Source organism: Ensifer adhaerens (assembly GCF_002007205.1).
GTDB lineage: Bacteria > Pseudomonadota > Alphaproteobacteria > Rhizobiales > Rhizobiaceae > Ensifer > Ensifer adhaerens_D.
Window position 1 is genome coordinate 554,611 of record NZ_LAZS01000012.1, and the last position, 26,627, is coordinate 581,237.

Annotated in this window: 22 protein-coding genes; 20 read left to right on the forward strand and 2 right to left on the reverse strand. The window is 62.9% G+C overall.

All coding sequences use genetic code 11. The features are described from left to right. Positions 1 to 65: 65 nt before the first annotated feature. From XB14_RS27395 to XB14_RS27415, 5 genes are all read left to right on the forward strand, one after another. On the forward strand, positions 66 to 1,421 hold the full coding sequence (locus XB14_RS27395; RefSeq protein ID WP_060644542.1) for an FAD-dependent oxidoreductase: 1,356 nt from the start codon (positions 66 to 68) through the stop codon (positions 1,419 to 1,421). Next, entirely contained in the window at positions 1,418 to 2,575 is a 1,158-nt protein-coding gene (locus tag XB14_RS27400; protein WP_077966496.1) for a CaiB/BaiF CoA transferase family protein, read from the forward strand. Before XB14_RS27395 ends, XB14_RS27400 begins: the two co-directional genes overlap by 4 nt. Further along, positions 2,572 to 3,345 (forward strand): enoyl-CoA hydratase-related protein, encoded by a 774-nt coding sequence (locus tag XB14_RS27405; protein ID WP_077966498.1) that lies wholly within the window; start codon positions 2,572 to 2,574, stop codon positions 3,343 to 3,345. Before XB14_RS27400 ends, XB14_RS27405 begins: the two co-directional genes overlap by 4 nt. 43 nt (positions 3,346 to 3,388) lie before the next feature. Further along, on the forward strand, positions 3,389 to 4,312 hold the full coding sequence (locus XB14_RS27410; RefSeq protein WP_077966499.1) for a LysR family transcriptional regulator: 924 nt from the start codon (positions 3,389 to 3,391) through the stop codon (positions 4,310 to 4,312). A gap of 71 nt (positions 4,313 to 4,383) precedes the next feature. Next, the gene (locus XB14_RS27415; RefSeq protein WP_327327677.1) at positions 4,384 to 5,706 is read left to right on the forward strand and encodes an amidohydrolase family protein; all 1,323 of its coding nucleotides are present in this window, start codon (positions 4,384 to 4,386) and stop codon (positions 5,704 to 5,706) included. A gap of 61 nt (positions 5,707 to 5,767) precedes the next feature. Here XB14_RS27415 and fdxA read toward each other — a convergent pair whose 3' ends face one another. Both fdxA and XB14_RS27425 read right to left on the reverse strand, forming a co-directional pair. Beyond that, positions 5,768 to 6,106: a ferredoxin gene (gene fdxA / locus XB14_RS27420; RefSeq protein WP_077966500.1), complete on the reverse strand. Its 339-nt coding sequence runs from the start codon at positions 6,104 to 6,106 to the stop codon at positions 5,768 to 5,770. Positions 6,107 to 6,349: 243 nt separating this feature from the next. Then, positions 6,350 to 6,982 carry a TetR family transcriptional regulator C-terminal domain-containing protein gene (locus XB14_RS27425; RefSeq protein ID WP_077966501.1) on the reverse strand — a complete coding sequence of 211 codons (633 nt, stop codon included), beginning with the start codon at positions 6,980 to 6,982 and terminating at the stop codon, positions 6,350 to 6,352. 252 nt (positions 6,983 to 7,234) lie between these two features. On the opposite strand from XB14_RS27425, the gene XB14_RS27430 reads away from it, so the two are divergent. From XB14_RS27430 to XB14_RS27500, 15 genes are all read left to right on the forward strand, one after another. Then, complete coding sequence (locus XB14_RS27430) at positions 7,235 to 8,062, forward strand: uracil-DNA glycosylase (protein ID WP_077966502.1); 828 nt, start codon at positions 7,235 to 7,237, stop codon at positions 8,060 to 8,062. A gap of 3 nt (positions 8,063 to 8,065) precedes the next feature. Continuing rightward, the gene (locus tag XB14_RS27435; RefSeq protein ID WP_077966504.1) at positions 8,066 to 9,691 is read left to right on the forward strand and encodes a GMC family oxidoreductase; all 1,626 of its coding nucleotides are present in this window, start codon (positions 8,066 to 8,068) and stop codon (positions 9,689 to 9,691) included. 11 nt (positions 9,692 to 9,702) lie between these two features. Further along, the gene (locus XB14_RS27440; RefSeq protein ID WP_077966506.1) at positions 9,703 to 10,023 is read left to right on the forward strand and encodes an NIPSNAP family protein; all 321 of its coding nucleotides are present in this window, start codon (positions 9,703 to 9,705) and stop codon (positions 10,021 to 10,023) included. Between the two features lie 113 nt (positions 10,024 to 10,136). Continuing rightward, the gene (locus XB14_RS27445; RefSeq protein ID WP_077967773.1) at positions 10,137 to 11,162 is read left to right on the forward strand and encodes a BMP family ABC transporter substrate-binding protein; all 1,026 of its coding nucleotides are present in this window, start codon (positions 10,137 to 10,139) and stop codon (positions 11,160 to 11,162) included. 149 nt (positions 11,163 to 11,311) lie between these two features. Next, on the forward strand, positions 11,312 to 12,892 hold the full coding sequence (locus tag XB14_RS27450; RefSeq protein WP_077966508.1) for an ABC transporter ATP-binding protein: 1,581 nt from the start codon (positions 11,312 to 11,314) through the stop codon (positions 12,890 to 12,892). Beyond that, positions 12,889 to 13,926, forward strand: coding sequence for an ABC transporter permease (locus tag XB14_RS27455; RefSeq protein ID WP_077966511.1), 1,038 nt, complete (start codon positions 12,889 to 12,891; stop codon positions 13,924 to 13,926). The genes XB14_RS27450 and XB14_RS27455 overlap by 4 nt, the downstream gene beginning before the upstream one ends. Further along, positions 13,923 to 14,816 (forward strand): ABC transporter permease, encoded by an 894-nt coding sequence (locus tag XB14_RS27460; RefSeq protein ID WP_077966513.1) that lies wholly within the window; start codon positions 13,923 to 13,925, stop codon positions 14,814 to 14,816. Before XB14_RS27455 ends, XB14_RS27460 begins: the two co-directional genes overlap by 4 nt. A gap of 57 nt (positions 14,817 to 14,873) precedes the next feature. After that, positions 14,874 to 16,382 carry an amidohydrolase family protein gene (locus tag XB14_RS27465; protein WP_077966519.1) on the forward strand — a complete coding sequence of 503 codons (1,509 nt, stop codon included), beginning with the start codon at positions 14,874 to 14,876 and terminating at the stop codon, positions 16,380 to 16,382. Positions 16,383 to 17,216: 834 nt separating this feature from the next. After that, positions 17,217 to 17,726, forward strand: a complete 510-nt coding sequence (locus XB14_RS27470) for an RNA polymerase sigma factor (protein ID WP_077967775.1) — start codon at positions 17,217 to 17,219, stop codon at positions 17,724 to 17,726. Between the two features lie 117 nt (positions 17,727 to 17,843). Then, complete coding sequence (locus XB14_RS27475; RefSeq protein WP_077966520.1) at positions 17,844 to 18,800, forward strand: FecR family protein; 957 nt, start codon at positions 17,844 to 17,846, stop codon at positions 18,798 to 18,800. Positions 18,801 to 19,174: 374 nt separating this feature from the next. Next, on the forward strand, positions 19,175 to 21,673 hold the full coding sequence (locus XB14_RS27480; RefSeq protein WP_234804153.1) for a TonB-dependent receptor: 2,499 nt from the start codon (positions 19,175 to 19,177) through the stop codon (positions 21,671 to 21,673). A gap of 106 nt (positions 21,674 to 21,779) precedes the next feature. Further along, positions 21,780 to 22,571: a hemolysin gene (locus XB14_RS27485; protein ID WP_077966522.1), complete on the forward strand. Its 792-nt coding sequence runs from the start codon at positions 21,780 to 21,782 to the stop codon at positions 22,569 to 22,571. 17 nt (positions 22,572 to 22,588) lie between these two features. Then, positions 22,589 to 24,427: a type I secretion system permease/ATPase gene (locus XB14_RS27490; protein WP_077966523.1), complete on the forward strand. Its 1,839-nt coding sequence runs from the start codon at positions 22,589 to 22,591 to the stop codon at positions 24,425 to 24,427. Further along, positions 24,414 to 25,727 (forward strand): HlyD family type I secretion periplasmic adaptor subunit, encoded by a 1,314-nt coding sequence (locus XB14_RS27495; RefSeq protein WP_077966524.1) that lies wholly within the window; start codon positions 24,414 to 24,416, stop codon positions 25,725 to 25,727. Before XB14_RS27490 ends, XB14_RS27495 begins: the two co-directional genes overlap by 14 nt. Positions 25,728 to 25,863: 136 nt before the next feature. Next, positions 25,864 to 26,577, forward strand: a complete 714-nt coding sequence (locus tag XB14_RS27500; protein WP_077966525.1) for a DUF6065 family protein — start codon at positions 25,864 to 25,866, stop codon at positions 26,575 to 26,577. The last annotated feature ends 50 nt before the right edge of the window (positions 26,578 to 26,627 follow it).

Here is a 26,627-nt window from a genome sequence, read left to right on the forward strand (position 1 = left end):
GACGAAGTCACTGGCTGTGAGCTCCTCACATTTCGCCGGACACTTCCCCTATGGAGGAAACAACTATGGAAACAATCAGAGAACCCCTGCGCAATGCCCGGATCGTCGACCGCTCGGACGTCGTCGTCGTCGGCGGTGGACCGGCTGGGATCTCCGCCGCGGTTTCGGCGGCACGCACCGGAGCCAGCGTCACGCTTATCGAACGCTATCCCTATGTCGGTGGCCTTGCCGCAGGCGGTATGGTTCTGGTGCTCGACGACATGGTCAACGGCGTCGAAATCACCGTGCGTGGCATCTGCATGGAAATGATCGAACGGATGAAGACGCTCGGCCTTTGCGTCACGCCGACGGATGGCGACCGCCAGCTCGATATTCGCGATACGCCGGAAGCCTGGCAAAGATGGGCGCGCTGGGGCCTGTTCGACTTCCACACGCCGTCTGCGCCGCACCCGATCTGCTATGCGGCCGCCTTCGATCCGGACGCCTTCAAGCGCGTCTCCTATGACATCCTGCGCGAATCCGGCGTGAAGCTCAGGACCCATAGCTGGTTCTCCTCGGCGATCCTCGAGAACGGCACGATCAAGGGTGTGGTTTGCCAGACGAAATCCGGCCGCGAGGCCATCATGGGCGACGTCGTCATCGACGCCTCGGGCGACCTCGACGTTGCGGCCGATGCCGGCGCCCAGCATACGGACGGCAATTTCATCCTGACGACGGTTTCCCGCTGGGGGGGCATCGACACAGAAGCCGCCGAGCGCTTCGAATTTGAGGAACCCGAAAAGTTCAAGGCAATCGACCACGAGGCCAAGCGTCTGATTGGCGGTTGCTGGTCGTTCTGGTGGTTGAAGACCCCGCTGCCGGGCGTCATCTGGCTCAACTGCCCGCACATGCCGAAGCTCTCTGGCCTCCGTGTCGAAGACTTAACCTATGCGGAACTCGAGGGCCGTGGCCGCATTGCCCGCCTGCTCGACTTCGCCCGCGCCAACCTGCCGGGCTTCGAAAATGCCCATGTGATCGACTTTGCGCCGCAGACGGGCGTGCGCCAGTCGCGACTGCTCCAGGGCGAATATGTCGTCACCAAGGACGACGTGATGAACCGCCAGCACTTCACCGACACAGTGTGCCGTGGCCGCGACTACTACACGCCCTATAGGGCCATGCTACCCAAGGAGGTCGATCAGTTGATCGTCGCAGGCCGGCATTATTCCGCGACCATTCAGGCGCAAAAATCGAGCCGCGAGATCCCGCCCTGCATGGCGATGGGCGAGGCGGCCGGTGTTGCCGCCACCGTCGCGCTCAATGCCGGCGTCAAGGTGCGAGACGCCGACGTCAAGGCGATCCAGAAGCAGCTGCGGGCGCAGGGTGCCGATCCCGGCGACGTACCATCCGAAAATGCAACCTATCTGGAGGCCGCAGAATGACGTCTCTTCCCCTCGACGGTATCCGCGTCGTCGACTTTACCCAGGTCATGCTTGGCCCGTGCTGCACGCAGATGCTGGCCGATTACGGCGCCGAGGTCATCAAGGTCGAAAAGGCCAAGATCGGCGACCTCTCGCGCTGGTCGCTGGGCTCCGACCCGGATGGCCTCAACAATCCGGTTTTCTCCTCGCTCAACCGCAACAAGAAGAGCCTTGCACTCGACCTCAAGCAGGACGAGGCGCGGGCAGCCGTCCGCGCGCTGATCGACACTGCCGACGTGGTCGTCAACAATTTCCGTCCTGACGTCATGGAGCGCATGGGTTTCGGCTATGAAGAGCTGAAGCGGACAAACCCACGGCTGATCTACGCCGTCGGCACGGGCTTCGGCCTCGAAGGCCCCTACCGGCACAAGGGCGGGCAGGACATCTTGGCGCAGGCGCTTTCGGGCGTCATGCGGCGCAAGTCCGATGCGAGCCACCCGCTGTCGATCTACGCGACGCCGCTTGCCGACTACTCAGCCGGCATGCACCTGGTGCAGGGCATCCTGCTTGCCTTGTTGCATCGCGAGAAGACCGGCCACGGCCAGCAGGTGGCGGTCAGCCTCTACAGCTCCATGCTCGCCATGCAGATGCAGGAAGGCACCACGCACATGATGCGGGAAAAGGACCTGAACTGGGGCGCCTTCCCGCTGACGGGCGTGTTCGAAACCACCGATGGCGCCATCGTCATGGTCGGCGCCTTCAAGCAGAATCCGCTGCGCGACATCTGCAATGCCCTTGAGATCGAGGACCTGTCCCTCCAGCCGCAGTTTGCGGATTTCGACGCGCAGATGCAGCGCCGTCCGGAACTGCAGCAGGTCTTCCGCGAGGCGTTCGCAAAGAACAGCAGCGCCCATTGGCTCGGCCGCTTGGAACAGGTGGATATTCTCTGCGCGCCGGTACGCTCGCTTCCCGAAGCGCTGGATGACGAACAGACGACGATCAACGGCATGATCCTGGACGCGGGAGAGACGAAGGCCGGTCCGATCCGGCTGGTCGGTTCGCCAATCGACATGTCGGCGGCGACCGTGACGGTGCGCATCGCCCCGCCGAAGCTCGGCGAGCACAACGACGAGATTCTTTCGGGGCTCTCGGTTCGTCAGGGAGATGCGGCATGAGCGTCACCTTCGTCGTAGAGGATAGGGTCGCAAGCGTCACCCTCAACCGTCCGGAGCGGATGAACGCGGTGGACGCGGCCACCGAACGCGAACTGGAGGCGGTCTGGGAAGAGATCGAAGCGCGCGACGACATCAGTTGCGTCGTCTTGACGGGCGCCGGCGAACGGGCGTTCTGCGCCGGGGCGGATCTGAAGGGGGCTGAAAAGACCGGCCTTGATTACTGGACCGAAAGCCGGCCGAACGGCTTTGGAGGACTGGCCTTTCGCCGCTCGCTGGATGTCCCCGTCATAGCCAGGGTCAATGGCTATGCGCTCGGTGGTGGGTTCGAGATGGTTCTCGGCTGCGATATCGTCATAGCTTCGACGGAGGCGGCCTTCGGCCTGCCTGAGGCTCGCGTCGGGCGTCTGCCGCTCGATGGCGGCATGGTGCTTCTTCAGCGCAGGATCCCGCACAACCTCGCCATGGGTGTGCTGTTGACCGGTCGGCGGTTCTCGGCCGCCGAGATGCACGCCTTCGGCATCGTCAACGAACTGGCCGAACCGGGCGAGCTCGATGCTGCCGTCTCCCGCTGGGTGAAGGAAATCGTCGCCTGTGCGCCGCTCTCGCTCCGCGCCATCAAGCAGACGGTCAATCGCACCGGACATCTGTCTCCGGCGGAGGCCCAGGGATTGCGCACGCCCGCGCTTGTGAAGGCGCTGAACAGTGAGGACGCGCTGGAAGGTGTCCGCGCTTTTCAGGAGAAGCGCGCGCCCGTTTGGAGGGGACGGTGAGCGTGTTATAGGTCGGGGCCCAGGGGAGGAGGGATCCAATCGAATGCACGCCAGCATCCTGAAATACTTCGTCTCGGTCGCGCGATCCGGGTCCATTCGCAAGGCCTCCGAGGAGCTTCATGTCGCATCCTCGGCGGTCAGCCGGCAGATCAAGAAACTGGAGGACGAGCTCGGGATCGCGCTCTTCGAGCGGCTCTCGAATGGCCTGAGGCTGACTGTTGCCGGGGAAAACGTGCTACGCCACGCGCGGGTGACGCTTGAGAATTTCGAACTGCTGCGCAGCGACCTCGGCGCTTTGCAGGGCAAGAAAACCGGTCGTGTGCAGATGTCCTGTCTCGACAGCCTGGCGATCCAGTTCCTGCCGGACATGGTCAATGCGTTCCACCGCATCCATCCCGGCGTGAGCTTTCACATCCACACGGCCGGTCACGGCAACATCAGCAGTCTGGTCGCCGAGGGCGATGTCGATATGGGGCTGACCTTCGATCTGGCCCGGCCTGATGATACCGAGATGCTCTTTCGCGTGCCGATGCCGCTGATGGCCTTCGTCGGCCGGGAACACCCGCTGGCCAGGCAGCGGCAGGTTTCGCTTGCCGAATGCGCCCAGTACGATCTCCTGCTCCAACTCGACACGCAACCGATACGCTCGCTGATCGAGATCGAACTTTCGGTCTTCGAACGGACCGGGCGGCCCTTTGTGCTGTCGAACAGCCAGATGATGCTCAAGCCGTTTATCCTCTCCGGTCAGGGCGTGGCTTTCTTCACGCCGATCGGTTTCCTCGCCGAGATCAGGTCGGGCGATCTCGTCGCCATACCGCTCTCCGGTTCGCGCCTTCAGAACCTCCATATCGGGATCCTGGTGCAGCGACGCCGGCAGCGTACGCATGCGGCGGAAGCCGTCATCGAATTCGTCGGCGCGGAACTGCAGAAGTTCAGCGACCAGATCATGGAGGCAATTCAGCCGTGAGCGCAGCAGCCATTCCAGGCAGACGTCTCTTGCGTCCCGGCCACGAGGCCGCAAGGCGCGAGCCAAACCTCTTGGACCATTTGCCGGAGGGCGCCTCGTGGACGGCGATCCCCGCCGGTGCTCTCCTGATGCCGCCGCCCGTCAACGCGCACGATCACGGCTATGGCATTCGAACGCTCGATTTCGGCAATGTCGACGACGCCCTGGAAGTGTGGATCCCGGGACTTCGGCTCCGGCCGCGAACCGACCCCTATCTGGAAGCGTTGGTGGCGTTCTCAAGGCTGGCCCAAACGGGTGTCGGCGCGACCATGCATTGCCACAATTCTCTCAATGTCGACCGTCTCGTCGACGAGGCTGGCGCCGTCATGCGTGCGGCGCGCGACGTGGGAATACGGCTTGCGATTTCCTGTCCGCTTCTCGACCATGATCCGTGGGCCTATGACGGCGGGCCCGAGCGATTGCGGCCGTATCTCGATCCGGCAGACTGGGACGAACTCAGTGCCTCGATCCCCAGATATGCGTCGCCCTCGGTCCAGATTGCGGCGGCCGACGCGGTCGCTGCAGCCAATGCCAGCCCGTTGATCGACGTACAGTACGGGCCGATCGGGCCGCAATGGTGCTCCAATGCACTGCTCGAAGCGATCGCCGAGGCCTCTCATGCAACCGGCCGGCGGATTCACATGCATCTCCTTGAAAGCCCGAGGCAGAGGCAGTGGCTGGATCGGCGCTTTCCGCAAGGGGTTGTCCGGTATCTCGACGAGATCGGCTTCCTCTCGCCCCGCCTTGCCGTTGCCCATGGCGTCCAACTGCGAGTGGATGAGCTGGAGTTGCTGGCTGCGCGGGGCGTGCAACTCGTGTCGAACCCGTCGGCGAACTTGAGGCTGCTTTCGGGCGTGGCGCCGGTCGCCGCCATACCTGCAAGCGGTCCCGCTTTCGCTTTCGGTCTCGATGGCACGGGGTTTGACGACGACCAGGATCTCTGGCGCGAATTGCGCCTCGCCCATCTGCTGCATGGCGGCCGCGGCTTGTCGCGGACCTTTACGGCAGGACGCGTCTTCGATGCGGCGATCCATGTCGGCGCCAAGGTGGTGAACGCGCCGGCGAACGAAGATCTTGTGCTCGTGGATTACGGTGCGCTGATTGCCGACAGCCTCACGGATGACCTGGATGAAGCAGAGGTACTGCTTACCCGAATGACGGCCGCGCATGCGAAGGCGCTCTATGTCGCAGGACAGGAGGTCATGTGCGATGGGCGGCTGACCCGGGTTGATTTCGAAGCTGCCCGGGCCGAACTCGTGCAGCAGGCGCGCGCTGACCTTCCGCGGCTGACCGCCGAGCGCGGGCGCGTGACCAAGCTGGCCGACGCAACGCGGGCCTATTACTCCAACTGGTGAGCGTGGCGACGAGGCGCTAGACTAGGCGTCGCCCGCCTCGTCTCCTATGGGGCAGGGCTTGCTACGCGATGGCCGCTGCCTTCTCGAAGGCCGCAACGAACGGATGGTCCTGCGTTGTGGAGCACTCCTTGCTCCAGCCGCCCGGCGAGCCCAGCCCAGTGATCTCGCTCCCGAAGAATTCCTTGTTCACAGCGATGAAATGGCGCTGGCCGTCCGATATCTCCTGGTCCCAGACAATGGCATCGACGGGACAGATCGAAAGACAGAGGCCGCAATTGATGCATTCGTCCGGGTGGATGTAGAAGGTGCGCCCACCCTCGTAGATGCAATCCACAGGGCAGGCGGCGGTGCAGTCGCCATCCTTCACGTCGATGCAGGGTTCGGTAATGACATAGGCCATCTTGCGGATCTCTGAAGAGTTGCTTGCACGGCCAATTATTCAGAGTTTCCCTTGCCGAAGAAGCACAGATATTCGCAAGGGCGATTGCCAAAAAGGCAACGTCCGGTGCTCCCTTGAGCCTGTTTGCCGCCGCCGCCCGGCGAAATTTTGCGTTAGCGCCAACCCTGAATGAGCCGGATCACCGGGACTTACGCGCGCTATGCGAACAGGAATGGCGCAAGGGGCTTTGTTCGCCTGTCCGGCTCAGGGCTGCCGGAGGATGCCCCTCAGGATCGTCTCGGTGATCGTGGTCGCCGCCTTTTCATAGTCATCGGCCTTCAAGCGAGGCTTTTTGAGCGCATCGACGGCGACCGGTTCGAAGTCCGAATAAAACTGCGTCGATGCCCAGAGCATGATGAAGAGATGACGCGGATCGACCGGTAGCATCTTGCCGGCGGCGATCCAGCCCTCGACGACGGCGACATGGGCGTCCGTTACCTGGCGGATATGCTCCCGATCCTTCCTGGACAGAAAGCGGGCGCCCTGGATGATCTCACTGGCAAAGAGCCGGGACTCCGCCATGTTCTTGCGCGTGTATTCCAGCTTCGCCTTGATATAGAGCTTGAATGCTTCCGCCGGCTCCCGCTCCGGTGCGATGTATTTCAACGCATCGTCCCAGCTGGCGAGTAGGTGCGCGATGATGGCGGTGTAGATCTCCTCCTTGGACGAGAAATAGTAATAGACATTTGCCTTGGGCAGCCCGGAAGCCTCGGCAATCTCGGCGATGCGCGTGCCGTCGAAGCCCTTGCGGGCGAAGATTTCGATCCCGGCCTTGATGATGAGCCGCATGTTGCGTTCGCGGATGCGCTCTTCGGGATCGCGTGCTGCCCTTACCATATGGTTTCGCCTCCATCTCGCTTCGCACCAGGCAATCATGCGTGGTGGCGGGATTGCTTTCGCAATTGCCGCGTTTTCCAGCGAAATGCAAGCATATCGCTCTTCGCCAGAAAGTTGACGATATAGTCAGAAAAACTTGACCGAGTCGTCATTTTTTGCCGTTTGAAAGTTGACACTTTGGTCAGCTTTTGTCTAGTCTCGACCTCAATGAACGGAAGGGGAGCCGTAATGCCGATGCGCTTGAGGGAGGCAATGGCGGAAACGTTTGCTGGCTGGGAGGGCGACCTCCCGCTCGCCTGGCGTGATGCGCTCGGCCCCGTCGGCGACGATTTTGGCCGTATCGATGCGGACCTCGAGCTGGAGCCGTGGGAGCCGATCTTCCCGGTGCGGCGCGGCAAGCTTTTTCCCGGTCAGCCTCGGGGCGCGCACGCCCTGGCGGCCTTCGACGGAATTGCGCCCGATGGCGTGCGCTGCCTGGTTCTCGGCCAGGATCCCTATCCCGAGCCGGGTTTTGCGACGGGGCGGGCCTTCGAGGCCGGAAATCTGGCCGCGTGGAGCGAGCTGGACAAGATGTTCTCGAAGAGCATCCGCGCCTACATGCAGCTGATCGCGGCAGCGCGCCTTGGCGACGAGGAACTCGCACGCGATTTCAGCCGGTGGCCGGATGTGCGGCATCTGCTTTGCGATCCCGCAGAGTCGTTCGAGGCGCCGAGCCTGATTGCAGATCGTTGGGTCAAGGAGGGCGTTCTCCTGCTCAATGCCTCGCTGACGCTTTCTCGCTTCCGCATCGATATCGACCCGCACCAGTCGCGCGGGCATCTTGCCTTCTGGCGACCGCTGATGCTGCGGGTGGTCGAAGCGCTTGTGGCGCGCGGTAAGCCGGTCGTCTTCCTCGGCTTCGGTGGAGCGGCGGCGGACATCTTTTCGGAAGCCGGCGTTGCCGAGGGGCGCACAGGGCATGTCGCCTATATCCAACGCGAGCATCCCGCCTTTGCCGACAAGGTGCTCGGTCGGGAAAATCCTTTCCTTCTCTGCAACTCCCATCTGGAGGCGATGGGCGACCGGCCCATCGCATGGTGACCCATGGCGCGTAGCCCGGAATATGATTTCATCATCGTTGGTGCGGGCTCGGCCGGCTGTGTTCTCGCGAACCGTCTGTCGAAGAACCCGGAAATCCGTGTGCTTTTGATCGAGGCCGGCGGCAAGGATCGCAACCCGCTGTTTCGCCTGCCGATGCTGATGGGCAAGCTGTTCCATTCCGGCATCTACAACTGGCACTATCACACGGAGCCGGAACCCTATCTCAACGGCCGCTCGCTCTATTGGCCGCGCGGCAAGGTGCTGGGTGGGACCTCCACCATCAACGGCATGATCTACGTGCGCGGCAATCGCCATGATTACGATCGCTGGTCGCAGCTCGGGCTGCCCGGTTGGTCCTACGATGAAGTGCTTCCGGCATTCCGACGCTCGGAGACGCATGTCCAGCGCAAGGACGCTTTCCACAGCGGCGACGGAGAACTCACGGTCTGCCGGGCCCGCGGTAACAATCCGCTGATGGATGTGTTCTGCGAGGCGGGCATCCAGGCCGGCTATCCGGCCAACGATGATTTCAACGGAGAGACGCAGGAAGGCTTTGGCCGCTACGACTTCACCATCCGCAAGGGAAAGCGCTGGTCCACGTCCTGGGCCTTCCTGCGTCCGGCGCTCGGCCGCAAGAACCTCACGGTGCTGACGGGGGCGGAGCTTACGCGCCTGATCATCGAAGGCGACCGCGCATGCGGTGTCGAGTATCTGAACGACGGCGTACTGGGTCGCGCCCGCGCAGCGCGGGAGGTGATCCTTTCGTCAGGGGTGGTCAATTCGCCCAAGGCGCTGCTTCTGTCCGGTATCGGGCCGGCAGACGAGCTTCGGGCGCTCGGCATCGCGCCGGTGCTGGACCTGCCGGGCGTCGGCAAGAACCTCCAGGACCATGTCGACTGCGTCATGAGCTGGGAATGCCGGGAGCCGATCACGCTGTTCAGCGACCTGCGGGCGGACAAGCTCATTCCCGCCGTTGCCCAGGGCATGCTGTTCGGCGAGGGTGTCACCACGACGTTCCCCTATGAGGCCGGTGCCTTCATCCGCTCGAACGATGGCCTGGTCGCCCCCGATATCCAGCTGCACTTCATGCCGGCGCTGGAAAAGACGGCCAACCTGCATTTCCCCAATCCGTTCCGGAAGAAGCAGGCCGTGGAGGCGAACCACGGGTTCACCATCCGCGTCGGCCCCGTCAACCCGGTGAGCCGTGGCGAGATCACGCTGCGCTCGGCGAACGCGATGGACAAGCCGAAGATCCAGGCCAACTACCTCCGTGACGATTTCGACGTCCGCACGATGATCGATGCCATCCGGCTGACCCGTGACATTGTTGGCCAGAAGGCTTTCGACCGCTATCGCGGCAAGGAGCTGGCCCCGGGGCCGGGAGCGCTCGATGATGCGGCCTTGACGAGCTGGTTGCGGGCGACGGCCATGACGACCTTCCATCCGGTCGGGACCGCCAAGATGGGCAACGACCGCATGGCTGTGGTCGACGCGCGGCTCAAGGTGCGCGGCATCGAGGGGCTGCGGGTGGCGGACGCCTCGATCATGCCTGTTATCTCAAGCGGCAACACCAACGCGCCAGCCATCATGATCGGCGAAAAATGCGCCGAATTCATCCTGAACGCATAGGGAGCAAACGGATGATCCTGGAACACCGCACCTACACCTTCAAGCCGGGCACGGTTGACAAGTGGATGAAGAAGTACGAGGCGGACGGCCTTCCCGTGCAGAAGCGCCACCTGAACAAGTTCGTCGGTCTCTATGTCTCTGAGCTGGGGACCCTGCACACCACGGTTTTGATGTGGGCATACGACAGCCTCGCGGATCGCGAGGCGCGCCGCACGGCCATGTATGCCGACCCGGACTGGCAAAAGTTCATCTCCGAAGTCTGGGCGCTGGACGCGATCCAAAAGCAGGAGGTGATGATCATGAACCCCGCCTCCTATTCGCCGCCGCTTTGAGGCGGGAAGCGGCGCGCAGCCTTGCCTGCGCCCTGAGATGCGCATGAGAGACGACAAGACAAGAAGAGGGAACAATCATGACAGACAAGACTGGGAACATTGCACAGCACATGATGCATCGCCGGACATTCCTGCAGGCGGGCGCGGGTGCCGCGGCGCTGGCCTTTGCGGCGAGCGTCGTCCCTGAATTCGCCCGCGCATCCGGAGGGCTGGTCGCGCTGGTGCACACGCAGGCTGCAGGCGACAATGGTCCGGTGGATCAGATGATCGCCAAGCTCAAGCAGCTTTCGGAAGAAAAGGGTTTCGAATACCGCGCCATCTATGCACAGGACCCGGCGACCTACGAGACGGTCTATCGCACGCTCGGCGATGCAGGCGCGGCGATCATCGTCTCGACCTTCAACGAAGTGGCCGAGCCCTTCAAGGCGCTGGCGCCCTCCTATCCCAACACCAAGTGGATCCAGCTCTTCGCCGATCCCTTCGAGCCGGCAATCCCGAATGTGGTGACCGTCTCCTACGACTACTATCTTGGTTGCTATCTCTCGGGGGTTTTCGCGGCCAAGATGACGTCGACCGGCAAGACTGGCTTTATCGGCGGCGTTTCCATTCCTCCGCTCAACGCGGATTTCAACGCGTTCAAGGCCGGCGTGCAATCCATTCGACCGGATGCCACGGTCATCGCCGCCTTCGCAGGCTCATTCCAGGACCCGGCAAAGGGCCAGGAAATCGCGACCCAGATGTACAATGACGGCATCGACTACATCCAGACCGACGCGGCGGCCACCGACGGCGGCATCATCGCTGCGGCGAACGAGAAGGAAGGCCGCATGGTGAGCTGCCTTGCGCCGGGACAGTATGAGCTAGGCCCGAAATCGCTGATCTCGATCGTCAGCCTCGACTTCGGCGTCTCGCTCTACAACGAAGCCGGCAAGGCAGTCGGGCCAGACTGGAAGGGCGGCGTGCACGAGCACACAGGCCTTTGCACCGGCGTCATCGACTTCATTCTTTCGCCGGTCTTTTCCGAACAGGGATCGGCGGATCTGAACGCCAAGGCGAAGGAAGCGCTGGCCGAGGTCGACAAGGTTCGCGCCGGCATCCTGGATGGGTCCATCAAGGTTCCGTTCAACACGACACTCTGAGCCTCCAGCGCTGGCTCGCGCCAGGCCGATGTTTTTCAAGGACGTCGGCGCAGGCCTTCCCTTTCAAGGGGAGGCCCATCGGGGTTTCGCGGATCGTTTCCAGCCCTGTTGACGGCCGCGACGCTCCCGCTCTCGATGGGAACCATAGCATGTCCAACTCCTCGAAATCGGCCCTGGAGTGCCGCAACGTCACCGTCAAGTTCGGAGACGTGACGGCGTTGTCGGAGGTTTCAGCTTCGTTCGCTCCCGGCCAGATCCATGCGGTCGTCGGTCAGAACGGCGCCGGCAAGACCACCTTTGCCCGCGTCGCGGCCGGCCTCGTCCAGCCGACCTCCGGCGCCGTCAACGTGATGGGACAAGATATCCGGACGGGGCAGGTCAGCGAAAGCCGAGCCGCCGGCGTGGAACTCGTCCACCAGAGCTTTGCGATGCCGCCGTCCTTCACAGTTGCCGAAACCATGGAGTTTGGCGCAACGGGCAAGGGCGGCGTCTTCAGCCGCAGGGGTCTCATAGAAAAATGGCGGGCGCATCTTGCGGGTCTTGACGTCCAGGTCGATTTGAACCGGCGGATCCGGGACCTCCCGATCGAGACACAGCAGGGCATTGAAATCGCCCGCGCACTGGTCACGGACGCGCGCGTCCTCATTCTCGACGAACCGACCGCCGTGCTGTCGCCGGCGGGCATCGACATGCTGTTCGCGCGCGTTCGCCGTCTTAAGGAACGTGGGGTCACAGTCATCCTCATCCTGCACAAGATCCGCGAGGTGCTGGGTATCGCAGACACGGTCACGGTCCTGCGGGGCGGCCGGAAGGTCGAAGGACCGCTACCGGTGGCCGAGGTTTCAGGCGAGCGTCTGGCCAACCTCATCGTCGGCGAAGCCGTAGCGAAGACGCTCGATCGGCAAGATCGCGATGCATTGGTCGGAACGAAGGCGCCGGCGCATGAGGACGCAGATCAGCAGGCGCACGCGTCCGGCCCCGCCATCCTTTCGATGAAGGCCATCTCCACCAAACCGGACAGCGGGGGCATCGCCCTCGATGGCGTCGACCTCGAGATCCGCCCGGGCGAGATCGTCGGGATCGCCGGGGTGGAAGGCAACGGACAGAAAACGCTGGTTCGGGCGATTTCTGCGCTCGCAGACCTCGAAGGCGGGACGATAGATCTTTCCGGGCACGACGTGACCCGGCAGCCTCTGGCCATGCGCCGCAAGATCGGCCTCCGGATCATCCCCTTCGAGCGCAACGTGGAAGGTCTCAGCCTCACCAGCTCGCTCTGGCAGAACTGGAGTGCGCGGGAACTGCTGCAGGGGAGCTTGCTCAAGGGCATTCGTCCGGCCGCGATCCGCGAAGCTTGCGACCGGTCGCTGAAGGCCTGGAGCGTGCACTACAACAATTCCGGGCAGCGGGCCGGCTCGCTTTCGGGGGGCAACGCGCAGAAGGTGATCCTTGCCCGGGAAATCGATCCCGATGCGAAGCTTATCATCGCGGCCCAGCCGACCCGCGGTCTCGATATCGGGGCGACCGCCTTCGTTTGGCAGGCCTTGCGGCAAGCGCGCGACCGCGGCGCGGCCATCCTCTTGATCTCGTCGGATCTCGACGAGCTCTTCGACATATCGGATCGTGTCGTGGTGATGCTGTCGGGACGCCTGAATGGCGAGTTCCACGCGCCGTTCGACATAGGATTGGTGGGGGCGGCCATGACCGGTGCCGCGGCGGGAGCAAGCGCATGAAAGACAGTCTCATCACCGTCGTTCGCAGCCTGATCTTCGTGATCTTCGCGCTCATCCTTTGCGCGCTCGTGTTCCAGCTTGCCGGCTACAATGCGCCGGTGTTGCTCTGGGCAGTGCTTGATGGGGCGTTCCTCAGAAGCGGGGCGATCGAGCAAAGCCTCAGATGGGCCCTGCCGCTGTTCATAACGGCCGTCGGCGTCGGCATTTCCTTTCGCGCGGGCTTCTTCAACATCGGCGCCCAGGGCCAGTTCTATGTTGGTGCGATATGCGCCGCCTTCGCCGCCGAAGCGGTGAAAGGCGGGCCTGCCTTCCTGGTCATTCCGACCTTGCTTCTTGCCGGCATGCTCGGCGGCGCTCTCTGGGCGCTCTGGCCGGGATTGCTGCGGCTTCGCTCCGGCACCGACGAGGTCATCACCACGCTGATGGGCAACTTCATGGCCGGCCTGCTGCTCGTCTATGTCACCTCGGGGCCGCTCAAGGATCCCTCAGGCTCCGGCCAGCAGGCGTCGAGCCGTCCGCTGGATCCGGCCTATCGCATCTCGGATTCTCTCGGTCTCTCGCCGACGATCATCGTGATCGCGGTCGTCGTCGGCATTCTCATGTGGCTGCTGGTGAACCGGACGGCCTTCGGTGTTCTGGCAAGCCTTGCCGGCCGCAACGGCACGATGGTGGAGTGGCAGGGCGCGCGCCTCTGGAAGCTCGGCCTCTCGAGTTTCCTTGTTTCAGGCGCGCTTGCCGGCCTTGCCGGCACCATCGAATTCATGGGGCCGAACGGCCGCATCGCCTCGGGTTTCCTGCCGGCCCATGGGTTCACCGCGATCCTGATCGCGCTCGTCGCCAACCTCTCCGTTCTCGGGACGGCGGTTGCCGCCGTGTTCTTCGGCGGTCTTGCCTCGGCAGCCCTCTATCTGCCGATCATGGCCGGACTGCCGTCGGCGGCGATCGACATCATCAATGCGGCGATCGCGCTGTTCATTACTGCGAGGTCGACGTTCATCGACAGGGTGCTGCGTCTCGGAGGGCGCAAGACATGAATGAGATCATCATCTCCATTCTGCGGTCCGGAACGCCGCTCATCTATGTCACGCTCGCAGGCGTCATTGCGCAGCGGGCGGGGGTCTGGAACCTCGGCCTTGAAGGATTGATGATCATTGGCGCCTGCGCGACAATTCTCGGCATCATGCTCACCAAGTCCGTCGGAGCGGCCATCCTGATCGCCATCCTCGCCTGCGTGCTGGCATCGGTGCTTCTCTGGTTCGTCATCGACAGGCTGAAGGCCAATCCGATTATCGCCGGCCTTGGGCTGACCGGTCTCGGCATCGGCGGTACGGCGCTGGCCATCCAGTCGATCTTCGGCAGCCAGGCGACCGTGACGGCTCCTTTCGGCATTCCGAAATTGGGACCGGCCTTTGGTTCCTATGGCGTGCTGTCGGTCGCGGTTGCCGCCATGCCCTTCGTCGTGTTCGCCATGTGGGTGCTGCTGCGGCGAACGCGTTTCGGCCTGCGGCTTGCCGCCTGCGGGGAGCATCCTTTCGCCGCGCGCAGCGTCGGCGCCAACCCCTCGCGCATGCGGCTCGCAGCACTTTCGATCGGTGGCGTTCTATGCGCCATCGGCGGCGCGGAACTTGCCGCGGGCAGCCTGCAGTTCTTTGCCCAGGGCATGACGGCCGGTCGCGGTTTCATGGCGTTTGCCGCGGTCATCTTCGGCGCGGCCCATCCGGTGGGCGCCACCTTCGCCGCCCTGTTCTTCGCCATCGTCGGCGCCATCGGCATCCGGGCGCAGTTGACGTTCGGCGACCGGATTCCGCACGACCTTCTGCAGGCCTTGCCCTATCTGGCGACGGTGTTCGGGGTCTGGCTTTCGGGAAAGCTTCGCGGCGGAGCCAAAGCCGCAAGCTCCTTCGCCGAGCTCAGGGATCAGTAGCTGCGATGTGCGGCGGGTGCCACCATCGGATCGGTCTTTAACTTTCGGGACGCTGTCATGAGCGAAATTCTCATCCGCAATGCGACAACAGTTGCGATGGACCGCACTCACGGCGCAACGCCATTTGTCGCTGACATTCTGATCGAAGACACCGAAATCAGAGCCATCGGCCCGGGCCTTGCCGCGGGGCCGGACGCTCAGATCATTGATGGGCGCGGCAAGCTGGTCATGCCGGGACTGGTCAACGCCCATACGCATTCCAGCGAGACGTTCTTGCGGGGGCGCTATGAGCGCATGCCGCTAGAACTCTGGCTGCTCTATGCCTATCCGCTGCTGATGAACGATCCGATCGGCGAGCGCCTGCTTTACCTGCGCAGCCTGTTGCTGGCGATGGAATCCCTGCGCAACGGCGTCACCACGCTTTGTGACGATTTCTTCGACCCGCCGCGGCACGACCTCGACCGGCTGGCCACCGTCTTTCGTGCCTATGATGATGCCGGCATCCGCGCCAATGTTTCCAGCGCGGCGATGAACGTGCATACGCTCGATGCGCTGCCCTTCGCTCGTGAGGTGATGCCCGCGGCGCTGCAGGATCTGCTCGATTTCGGTCCGCCGATGTCGGCCGGAGCGTATGAGGATTATTGCCGGGCCGCCTTTTCCAGCCTGCACGGCATGTCCGGTCGCCTGCGGTTCATGATCGCCCCGTCGGCGCCGCAGCGCTGCACGCCGGATCTGATGGCGGCCTGCATGGACCTGGCGGTGGAAAACCATGTGCCGTTCCACACGCATGTCCTTGAGACCAAGACGCAGGCGGTGACGGGGCTTGTTCGACACGGCAAGTCGTTGATCGCCTATCTGCACGACCTCGGGCTCTTGAAACGCAACACCACCATCGCGCACTCGGTGTGGGTCAGCGACGAGGACATCGAGCTGATGGGGCAGGCGGGCGTCTCCATCGCCCACAATGCCGTCTCGAACCTGAAGCTTGGGGCCGGGATCGCGCCGATCCGCCGCCTGCTCGATGCCGGTGTCACCGTCGGTCTCGGCACCGATGGCGTTTCGTCGAACGATACATCGCGCATCTTCGACGTCATGCGCGTTGCTGGTCTCGTTCACAGCGCTGCGGGTCCCGACTATGGGAAATGGCTGAGGGCGGACGAGATTCTCGCCATGGCGACCATCGGCGGCGCGAGAACGGCAATGCTGGAGCAGGTGACGGGCTCCCTCGAAGTCGGCAAATCGGCCGATCTCCTGGTCCTGGACATGCGCAACTATCCCTTCCAACCCCTCAACGATATCGCCAAGCATCTTGTCTATTCGGAAAACGGATCTTCGATCGTGACGGTGATGGTTGCCGGACGGATTGTGATGCAGGACGGCCGCCTGGCCACGGTGGACGAACAGGCCGTGCTCGACGAGATTTCCGAGCTCGTACCGGCCTACCTTGCCGAACATGCCGAGCTTGAACGCCGCAACGCGATCTTCGAGCCCGCCATGGCACAAATCCATCGCATGGCGACTGGGATGGATATCTCGCTCAACCGATACCAGGGCGATATGGTGTGAAGTGAAACGACAAAACAGGCGGCGTCCTCCAAGATCGTCGATCGTCTCTCTGTTCTGCGGGAACCAAGTTGCTCCAGTCGTGGGGATCTGACAGGTCCGGGAGCGGTCTCCTGGTTGGCCGTCGACTCCACAGTATCGGTTCCCTATCCGCCGCGTTTCGCTGCAAGGTGGACTCGCCCTTTTTCGAACGATGTTTGCGCGTTGGATTGTGGCTGGCGTCCGCGGCCGCACCCTGGAGACTGGCCGGTCTATCGAGCACCCCTTATGGCTCCCCGATTTGGCCGGACTCGAGCCCGATATTTCGGGCTCGGCGACCCCATTCGAGGCCCGTCGCTTTGGCTGAAGCGCCAGGCCTCTAACCGCCTCCCCCCGTTTGAGGACAGCTGACGCTCGCTACCACATGCCTCCCACCATCTCCATTCGCCTATCCGGGCTATCCCCTGTGGCTTAAGAGGATATCGCGACGAACGGCTGTCAGTAGCGCTATGGTTGGTTGACAAGCGGATGCAATGGGCCGCCTTCGCGACATGATTTGGCGCTGTGAAGCAGCGCACACCCGCGATCAGTGTTCGTGCCTTGATGCGGTCAGGCCACGCTGAAGCCTCCGATCGGGGGCGACTTCGTACCCCGCAGCCGTTTCGGCATTCGCGTTCCATCATGCTTGATCCCGCTGCTGACCCGCCGGACCTATGTCCGATGTGCACATATCTTCGGTTGCAAGTTTAACTTGATTTAAATAGTCATGTTTATAGCGAAGGCAATATGAAAGTTTCCGTGTCGTGCCGGTGAAGAATTCGGCGGGGGAGCTTCGTCGGTACCAGGATGCGAGCGGGCATGGGCGTGGGAAAAAAGAGCGAACGGTACGAAATGTACCTGCGACATCGCAAAGCTCTTATCGACTACGCCAGGCCGCTCGTCGGCTCGCGGCAGGATGCCGAGGATGTCGTGCAGGAAGCGTATCTGCACTTCGTCCCCGAACAGGAATCCAAGCCTTTGCCAGCCAAGGCTTACCTGTATCGCATCGTCAGGAACCTGTCGTTCAACATGCGGTCTCGGCGGAAACGTCATGACCAGATCCATCCGGGAGACATACCCTGGTGGGCCCTTCCGCAGGCGGGTGAAACCCCCGAGGAGGAGTTGCTTGTGCACGAGCAGCTCAAAGGGGCAGCCGACGCCATGGCGGGACTGCCGGAGAGAGCACGCAAGGCACTGCAAATGTATCGCTTCGACGGATTGACACTGACGGAGATCAGCGCCGAACTCGGCGTTTCGGTTGCCACCGCGCATCGATTGGTCAGGGACGCAATTGCCGAAATCAAGGCCAAGGTGGACCCGCGCATATGAGGGGGCGGCCGATCCCGCCGCGGCAGGTTGAAAAATACGCTCCCCTCGTTTGTTTTAGAGTAAGAACCTCGGAACGATCGCTTCCGCAAGCGGCGATAACTTGAAGAGTTGACGGCTATGGCGCGCAATGATGTCCCAACGCTTTCCGACGAAGCGACCGATTGGCTGATGCGGGTGCGGGACAATCCCGAAGACGAGGCGGTGCGGGCCGGCTTCGAGGCCTGGGTGCTGACCTCGCCTCAGCATCGCGCCGAGTGGGAACGAACCTGCCGCGCATGGCAAGCCATGACTGTTCTGTCGCGAGATCCCAAGAGCCGGACAGTCCAGCCGGCACGCGTTGCGACGCCGCGCCGACGCCTGAGGGCGGGGATCGCCGGCGTAGCCGGGGGAGCGCTCACGCTCTGTCTTGCATTCCTTTTCGCGCCCGGCGTGATGATTGCTCTCAAGGCGGACCATCGCACGAGCACCGGCATCAGTCGTGAAGTGGTCCTGAACGACGGCAGCAAGGTGCTGCTTGCTCCAGACAGCGCATTGTCGTTGCAGTTTTCCGATCGCAAGCGTGGCGTCACCCTTTTGAAGGGCGAGGCCTATTTCGACGTGACGCGTGATGTGAACAGGCCGTTTGTGGTCTCGGCCGACGGTCTTGACGTCGAGGTGCTGGGGACGAGCTTCGATGTTCGGATCGGTGACGAAGACAGCGAAGTGGCGCTCGTGAAGGGCGCGGTCGCGGCGATAACGCCTGACGACAAGCGCCTGCTATCGCCCGGCGAAATCCTTTCCTATGATCGCCGCTCCGGCAGGATCACCCAGAATTCGGTGGATCTCGCCGACATCGGCGCGTGGCGCGAGGGCCGGCTTTTCGTTATCGACCAGACGGTTGCAAGCGTTGCGGAGCAGATTCAGCGCTACCATTCGGCGTGGATCTCTATCCCGGACAAGGTCCTTGCCCAACGGCGAGTCACCGGCATCTACGATCTGAGCTCGCCGGACGAAGCGCTCGGCGCGCTCGTCGATCCCTATGGCGGCAAAGTGCGCAAGGTCTCCGATGTCGTACGGATCATCAGCCGCTATTGAAAAAATATGAGTGTAATTATCAGCATTTAGCGGAAAGTCGTCGACGGTACTGAAAAATCGGTTCCGGCCGTTTGTCTATCCGATCGAAGGCACGCGAAAGCGGTGCCAGGGATCAGAGAGACAAGAGCATTATGGCATACCGGGCGGCAGTCGGCAGGAAGACATGGAAGCGAAAGGCGGCGCGCAGGGCCATACCTTTACTCGGCACGGGGGCGGTCGCTCTTCTGTGTGGAATCGCTGCGTCGAACGCGCAGACAGCGCCGCAGACGGAGACGCTCAGAACCGCTCGTCAGTCCGGCCTGCGCAGCTTTGACATCCAATCCCAGTCCCTGGCGCGGGCGCTTGCCGCCTTCAACCGTCAGTCCGGAATCCAGGTGACGCAGGCGGCGGGCGCAGCCGCCGGCGATATCAGGGTCAACGCGGTTCGAGGCGCGTTCACGCCGCAGCAGGCGCTGGAGCAAATGCTTCGGGGGACCGGCATCTCACATCGGTTTACCGGCAATCGTGCCGCCATCATCGGCGCTTCGCCGAACGTGGACTTGGATGTAGTCACCAATGGAGCGACGTCGCTAGCCCCCATTGTCGCGCGAGGCCAGAGCGACCGGGACGCGGACCAAGGGTCCGGTTTTCAGGGTACGCCCGACTGGGTCTATGAGGAGCCGTCGAGCGTCAGCGTCGTCTCGCGCGAGGCGATCGAGAGCAATCCGGCGATCCGCAACGCCGCCGATGCACTCGACACGGTGGCTGGTGTCCTGACCAATCGGTCCGAGGCACAGAAGCCAGGAGTTTCCGTCAACGTTCGCGGCCTCCAGGACATGAACCGCGTGACGACCAGCATCGACGGTGCACGCCAGAATTTCCAGCGCGCAGGACACGGCAGCTACCAGCAGGTGTTCGTCGATACGTCGTTCATCCGCTCGGTGGAGGTGGAGAAAGGAGCGGTGCCGGGCGTCGGCGGCGCCGGCTCCCTCGGCGGCCTTGTGAATTTCCGCACGATCGTCGCCGGCGATGTCATCCCGGAAGGCAAGTCGTGGGGTGGAGAGGTCAAGGCCGGCACCGGCACCAATGCTTTCAACTTCGACGGATCCGCCCTTGCCGGCGTTCGCCTCAACGACGACTTCTCGATCATCGGCGGCGTCAGCCACAAACGCATCGGCGACTACAAGATCGGCAGCAACGGCGACTTGCAACTGACGGAAGGCAATACGATCGTCGATGACCGCATGCTCTACTCGCGCAACGAGGTGCTGAACACGCTCCTCAAGACGGAATGGCAGGTCACTGACGATCTCAATTTCCAACTGTCCTGGCTTCGCTACGAGGCAGACGGCGCGCAGGGTGGCGATCTCAACGGCTCGCCGCGTCGCGACGACGAGCACTACCTCAACAACACGGTGACGTCGGTGCTCGCCTACGATCCCGATTCCGATCTCGTCGATGCGACGCTGCGCTTCTGGTTCAACGACACCAAGAATGACGAGCAGCGCGGTTATGTCGGCGGCAAGGAGCCCGTGTCCTATGGCATGACGAGCTTCGGCGGCAGCATCGAGAACACCAGCCGGGTGGATGTCGCCTTGGGAGAACTGGCGCTGCACTATGGTGTCGAGGCCTTTCGCGATGACGGCCGCACGCGCACGAAGAATCTCGACATTCCCGGCGGCTCCGACAATCACTTTGGATTTGCCGGCGCCAATCCGAGCGGCAAGCGCACCATGGCGAGCGGCTTCCTGAATGCCGAACTCCAGCATGACGATTGGCTGACCTTAAGCGGCGGTCTGCGCTACGACCACTACACCCTGTCGGGCACGACCGTCGTCCAGAACCAGCGCGTCGTCGTCAGCCCGCCGAGAAACTGCCAGTCCTGGCAGGATATCGACGGCGATGGGACACCTGACCCGAACGGCATCTGGGTCGGCGAGGACGGCAATATCTATCACGAGCCCGGCCCGGGCCGGGAGTTCGCCACGCCAAGCTGCGAGCGCTGGGAGTTTCCAGGCGGCCAGGAGACGGTCTACGATCGTTTTCCGGTGACCGTCGACCAGTCAGGAGGCGCCTGGCTGCCTTCGGCGAAGATCGCCGTGCAGCCGTTTGATTGGCTGCAGCCCTTCGTCAGCTACTCGCGGACCTATCGGCCGCCGGCCATAACGGAATCGCTCATTTCCGGCGGTCACCCATTCGTGCCTTTTGAAAACATGCCAAATCCGGGCCTGGGGCCTGAGCGTGGCGAAACCTGGGAGCTGGGCGTCAACATCCTCCAGGATGCCGTCTTCGATCCGGACGATGCCTTTCGGATGAAGGCGGTCTACTTCCGCCGCGATATCGAGGACTACATCTCGATGGGGCGCATGTGGTTCGAACCCGCGCAGCGGGTCTACACGACCTTCGTCAACCTCGACGGCACCACGACGATGAACGGCGTCGAGATCGAAGCGAGCTACGACCGCGGCGACGCTTATATTGGCGGATCCTACACCTATCTCGATACGGACTTCGCCAACAGCTATAAACTCGCCTTGCCTGCAGGCTTCGAAGGTGGCGCCGCGCAGCCGAGCCCTGCCGTCCTGTTCGTGCCTCCGAAAGAAAAAGCAACGCTGGATGCCGGCGTTCGCCTGCTCGACCGGAAACTCGTGCTTGGTGGTCGCGTCACCTACGTGTCGGAGACCACGCCGGAATTCGGCCAACTCGTCGGCAACTACATCAACGGCGCTTACACCATCTACGACCTCTACGGTTCCTGGGACTTTCACGAGAACGCCAAGCTGCGCTTCGGCGTCAGCAACCTGACCGATGAAAAATATGTGCCGGCTCTGGGCACCGACGCCTATCCGGCGCCCGGCCGGACCTACACGGCATCGCTGACGATCAAATTCTAATCGCGCCCGGCTTGCGACCGGCCGCCTGACCTTTTCCGCGGCGATACCGCCGTGGATCCGAGGTTCGCCTGAATGGCGGACAAAGCCCTCTAGTAAGGAGATGACTATGGTAGCGACCATCAACCTGACACTCGCCAATCGCGATCTCGTTGCATACTTCAGCAATTGGACGGCCAATTTCGGCTACAACGGCAATGGCGAATTCAGCCCCTCAACGCCACCGCATAGCCAATGGGCTGCCGGGACCGGCAATGCCTCCAATACCGGTGCCGTGCTCAACGGCAGCTTCAGCTACGCACCGCCCGGCGGCTTCTCCGGCACGGTCAACAACATCCAGTTCGGCACGGACCTGAATGGCTCGACCGCAACCGGCTTCAGCTTGGGCTCGGCCGGGCTGACGGTGGGACTGACCGGCAGCGACATTTCGGCGGCTTCGGGCTTCAACGAGGCCATCTACTCGCTCTCGCACGGCGGCAGCCTCACCGGCATCACCCATTCGAGCGGGCGCCAGTTTGCCGGGTTTTACGACTACTTCGGAAACGTTGGAACGGTCCAGAACGGCACGGCGCTCGCCGACACGCTCTACAGCTTCGACGGCAACGACACGCTCAACGGCGGGGCTGGTCGTGATACCTTCGTCTTCGACCGGGATATCGATGGAGCGCTTTCCGCGACGATCGGCCATGACACGGTGACCGGCTTTACCGCTGGTGCCAGCGGCGATCTTCTGCGCTTCGCGCTGCAGAGCACGGCCTTCGACAGCTTCGCTGAAGTCTATGCCGCGGCCAGCCAGGTCGGATTGGACACGGTCATCAACCTTGGTTCGTTCGGCGATATCACCCTTGCAGGCGTCACCAAGACCAATCTGGTGGCCGGCAATTTCGAATTCGTTGCTTGAACCCACGGATACGAAACTTGTTCGGTCATTCCAAACCGACGCCGTCGCAGCATAAAGCTGCGACGGTTGTCGCAGCCTCCAGATTGGCTATCACCGGGATAGCCCTGATCAGCGGCGTTGTAAACGTGCTCGCGCTGACCTCGCCGCTGTTCATGCTGCAGGTATACGACCGGGTCCTCGCGAGCGGCAGTCTGCCGACGCTCGTGGCGCTCGGCATTCTTGCGGCGGCAATGTTTGCGATCCAATGCGTGCTCGAGGTGCTGCGCAGCCGCATCCTGCTGCGCATCGGCGAGCGCTTCGACAGACGGCTCTCAGGCCGTGTCCATGATGCCATCGTTCGCATGCCCTTGCTGACGCGGATGCCGGGAGACGGCCTGCAGCCGCTGCGCGACCTGGACAATGTGCGCAGCTTCCTCTCGGGCAACGGACCGACGGCCTTCTTCGACTTGCCGTGGATGCCGCTCTATCTCGGCATCTGCTTTCTGTTCCACTTCTGGATCGGCATGACCGCGTTGATTGGTGCCGTCGTGCTTGTGTCGCTGACTGTCGTCACCGACCTGCTGTCGCAGCAGCCGATCCGCGACACCGTGCACCACAACATGGCCCGCAACGGCGTGATGGAGGCCGCGCGCCGCAATGCCGAGGTCATCCGGGCCATGGGGCTCGGCCGGCGCATTGCAGACGATTGGCAGCAGACCAACAACGCATATCTCCGAGCCAATCGCAGGGCAGGAGACATTGCCGGCATCCTCGGTGGGGTGTCGCGGTCGATGCGCCTCGTACTTCAGTCGGCGATGCTGGCGGTCGGTGCCTGGCTCGTCATCCAGCAGGAAGTTACCGCCGGCGTGATGATCGCGAGCTCGATCATGATGGGTCGGGCGCTTGCGCCCGTCGATCTGGCGATCGCGAGCTGGAAGCCCTTTCTGCTCGCGCGCCAAAGCTGGTCCCGCCTGAACGAGTTGTTGGAGAGGGTTCCGAACGCTCCGCCGACGATGGTGCTGCCAAGGCCGCAAAGCGATCTCAGGGTGGAAAATCTGACCATCCTTCCGCCCGGTGAAAAGAAGCCGACCGTCACGGGCGTGAATTTCGCCGTCAGTGCCGGCAGCGCGCTCGGCGTTATCGGGCCTTCGGGCTCGGGCAAGTCGACGCTCGTACGGGCACTCGTGGGGGCATGGGGTCCGGCCGTCGGCAAGGTCCGTATCGACGGCGCCAGCCTCGATCAATGGGCGCCTGAAAACCTGGGACCGCACATCGGCTACCTTCCGCAAGGTGTCGAGCTCTTCGACGGAACGATCGCTCAGAACATCGCACGGTTCGAACAAAACCCGGACGCGGAGGCGGTCGTGGCGGCGGCAAAAGCCGCCGGCGCGCACGACCTGATCCTGCGCTTCGACGAGGGGTATGAAACCAGGATCGGCGAGGCAGGCTCGGCGTTGTCAGCCGGGCAGCGGCAGAGGATTGGTCTTTCCCGCGCGCTCTATCGCGATCCGTTTCTGGTGGTGTTGGACGAGCCGAATGCCAATCTCGACAACGACGGCGAGATTGCCGTTGTCAACGCCATCGCCGCGGTCCGCAAGCGCGGAGGCATTGCCGTGGTCGTCGCCCACCGGCCGAGCGCCATCGGCGTTGTCGACCTGGTGCTCATGATGGACGGCGGCCAGGCGAAAGCCTTCGGTCCGCGCGACGATGTCCTGTCCCGTATCTTGAAGGCGCCGGCTCAGCGGCCGTCTTCCCACAACAGCTACTCCGTCACCGGCCATGCCGTGGCACCGCTGCGAGTGGTGGCCAACACCGCCAGGGCGGAGGTGGATGAAAAGGCGCAACAAGGTGCGGAGGATGCAGATGTCAAACATTGACGAGGACGGCGGCGTGTCCCGCTCGATCAGAAACCATCTTGCCGTCGGTCTCCTGACCGGACTGGTGCTCGTCGGCGGAACCGGCGCCTGGGCGGCGGTGTCGAAACTGGCGGGTGCCGTGGTCGTGCCCGGCCACTTCGTCGTCGACAGCTACGTCAAGAAGGTGCAGCACCCGACGGGTGGTGTCGTTGGCGAAATCCTTGTGCGCGAGGGGCAGGAGGTGAGGGCGGGCGATGTCGTGATGCGGCTCGATGCCACGCAATCGCGGGCAGCACTTGCGATCGTGACCAAGCGTCTCGACGAACTGGCGGCAAGGCTGGCGCGTCTCGAAGCCGAGCGTGACGATCTGGCGACAATCATGTTTCCGGGCTGGCTCCTTGATCGTCGTGACAACGCCGACGTCGCCTCGGCGATCCGCAGTGAAACGCGCCTGTTCGAGTTTCGAAGGGAGTCCAGGGAGGGGCGCAAGGCTCAGCTTGGCGAGCGGATCGTCCAGTTCCAGTATGAAATCGAGGGACTGAAGGCGCAGGAGATTGCATACCAGCGGGGCGGCGAGGTTCTCGAGAAGGAGATCGCCGTACTGACTGGCCTTAGGGAACAGCGCATCGTTTCGGACCAGCGCCTGAACGCGCTCAAGACACAGGTCGCCACCTTTGGCGGCGAGCGTGGCGAGAAGATCGCGTTTCAGGCACAGGCCGCCGGTCGGATCTCCGAAACGAGATTGCAGATCCTGCAGATTGATCAGGACCTCAAGACCGAAGTCGGTCGCGAACTGAGGGAGGTGCAGGCGCAACTCGGGGAGGCCGTCGAGCGCAGGATCGCCGCAGAAGACCAACTGAAACGCGTCGACATCGTGGCGCCGCAAACGGGTATGGTTCACCAACTGTCGGTGCATACGGTCGGCGGCGTCATCAACCCGGTGGATCCGGTCATGCTGATCGTGCCGGAGGGCGAAGACCTGGCGCTCGAAGTGCAGGTGCTGCCAAAGGATATCGACCAGATTCGCCTCGGCCAAAGAGCACTGCTGCGCCTATCGGCCTTCAATCTGCGGACGACACCGGAACTGAGTGGTATCGTCAGCCGCATTCCCGCCGATCTGACGACGGATCCAAGGTCGGGCCTGTCCCACTATGTTGTCCGCCTCGCTGTCTCGCGAGAAGAACTGAACAGGCTGGACAACCTGACGCTCGTCCCAGGCATGCCGGCCGAAGCACTCATCCAGACCGGTGATCGAACAGCGCTTTCCTACCTGCTGAAGCCTCTCTCCGATCAGATCAGCCGAGCCTTCCGGGAGGAATAACAGCAGACGCCGACCGGTGGCGGATTGCCGGGACGGGAGATCTTCTCAGCGCGAAATGCCCAATACCGTTGGCAAGAAAGGAATAAACGGTCGCCAGTCGCGTTCTTCCAGGAGTATCAACCTGGAGGTTTTCTCGATGCTGTCCCTGATCCGCCGGCCGGCGCGCACCATCTCTTTCGTTTGCGAACCTCAGGACTACGGCGTGATCGCCGCGCCGCAACCGGCGAAGTCCGTTCTGCCGGATTGGTTTCGCAAGCTGCCGCCCGTCGACAGGCAGCACCTCACGGTCGCCAACAACGGGCTGACCGTGAAGCGTTGCATGCCTTTTCTCGACGCCATGACGACCGGCTGGATCCTGCCGCTCGCTGCCACCGTTCGCCTGGAGATCAAGGACGACGGCCGGACCGTCACTGCCGGCTGGGAGTTCGATCGCGTGATGGTCAGCAACCACGGCGCTCATCAGGTCGCCGGCAACCCGAAGGAACCGAGCCCGCCGTGCAAGTTCCACAATTACTGGTCGCTGCGTACCCCACCAGGCTGGAGCTGCCTGTTCGTCCCGCCGCTCAATCGGCCGGCACAGCCCTTCGAATGCGTCGCGGGCGTCGTCGACACCGACACTTACTCGGCCCACATCCATTTTCCATTTTTTGCGACACAGTCAGACGGCATCTATGTCATTGAGAAGGGAACGCCGCTCGTTCAGGTCATTCCATTTCGGCGCGACGATGCAGCAATTCCGGCGGAGATCCGGCCGGAGACCGGCAAGGAAGCGGCGGAGCGGGAGACGGTCTACAGAAACACCATTGCCGGGCAGGGCTGGTACCGCAAATGGGCACGCGCCGCTCGCTGACCCATTTGAGGTCGAGAAAAATGAGGGCGGGGGCCGGATGATCCGGCCCT

Coding starts and splice junctions, on each gene's coding strand:
- XB14_RS27395 (WP_060644542.1), top strand. CDS start 66: ATGGAAACAATCAGAGAACCCCTGCGCAATGCCCGGATCGTCGACCGC.
- XB14_RS27400 (WP_077966496.1), top strand. CDS start 1,418: ATGACGTCTCTTCCCCTCGACGGTATCCGCGTCGTCGACTTTACCCAG.
- XB14_RS27405 (WP_077966498.1), top strand. CDS start 2,572: ATGAGCGTCACCTTCGTCGTAGAGGATAGGGTCGCAAGCGTCACCCTC.
- XB14_RS27410 (WP_077966499.1), top strand. CDS start 3,389: ATGCACGCCAGCATCCTGAAATACTTCGTCTCGGTCGCGCGATCCGGG.
- fdxA (WP_077966500.1), bottom strand. CDS start 6,106: ATGGCCTATGTCATTACCGAACCCTGCATCGACGTGAAGGATGGCGAC.
- XB14_RS27425 (WP_077966501.1), bottom strand. CDS start 6,982: ATGGTAAGGGCAGCACGCGATCCCGAAGAGCGCATCCGCGAACGCAAC.
- XB14_RS27430 (WP_077966502.1), top strand. CDS start 7,235: ATGGCGGAAACGTTTGCTGGCTGGGAGGGCGACCTCCCGCTCGCCTGG.
- XB14_RS27435 (WP_077966504.1), top strand. CDS start 8,066: ATGGCGCGTAGCCCGGAATATGATTTCATCATCGTTGGTGCGGGCTCG.
- XB14_RS27440 (WP_077966506.1), top strand. CDS start 9,703: ATGATCCTGGAACACCGCACCTACACCTTCAAGCCGGGCACGGTTGAC.
- XB14_RS27445 (WP_077967773.1), top strand. CDS start 10,137: ATGCATCGCCGGACATTCCTGCAGGCGGGCGCGGGTGCCGCGGCGCTG.
- XB14_RS27450 (WP_077966508.1), top strand. CDS start 11,312: ATGTCCAACTCCTCGAAATCGGCCCTGGAGTGCCGCAACGTCACCGTC.
- XB14_RS27455 (WP_077966511.1), top strand. CDS start 12,889: ATGAAAGACAGTCTCATCACCGTCGTTCGCAGCCTGATCTTCGTGATC.
- XB14_RS27460 (WP_077966513.1), top strand. CDS start 13,923: ATGAATGAGATCATCATCTCCATTCTGCGGTCCGGAACGCCGCTCATC.
- XB14_RS27465 (WP_077966519.1), top strand. CDS start 14,874: ATGAGCGAAATTCTCATCCGCAATGCGACAACAGTTGCGATGGACCGC.
- XB14_RS27470 (WP_077967775.1), top strand. CDS start 17,217: ATGGGCGTGGGAAAAAAGAGCGAACGGTACGAAATGTACCTGCGACAT.
- XB14_RS27475 (WP_077966520.1), top strand. CDS start 17,844: ATGGCGCGCAATGATGTCCCAACGCTTTCCGACGAAGCGACCGATTGG.
- XB14_RS27485 (WP_077966522.1), top strand. CDS start 21,780: ATGGTAGCGACCATCAACCTGACACTCGCCAATCGCGATCTCGTTGCA.
- XB14_RS27495 (WP_077966524.1), top strand. CDS start 24,414: ATGTCAAACATTGACGAGGACGGCGGCGTGTCCCGCTCGATCAGAAAC.
- XB14_RS27500 (WP_077966525.1), top strand. CDS start 25,864: ATGCTGTCCCTGATCCGCCGGCCGGCGCGCACCATCTCTTTCGTTTGC.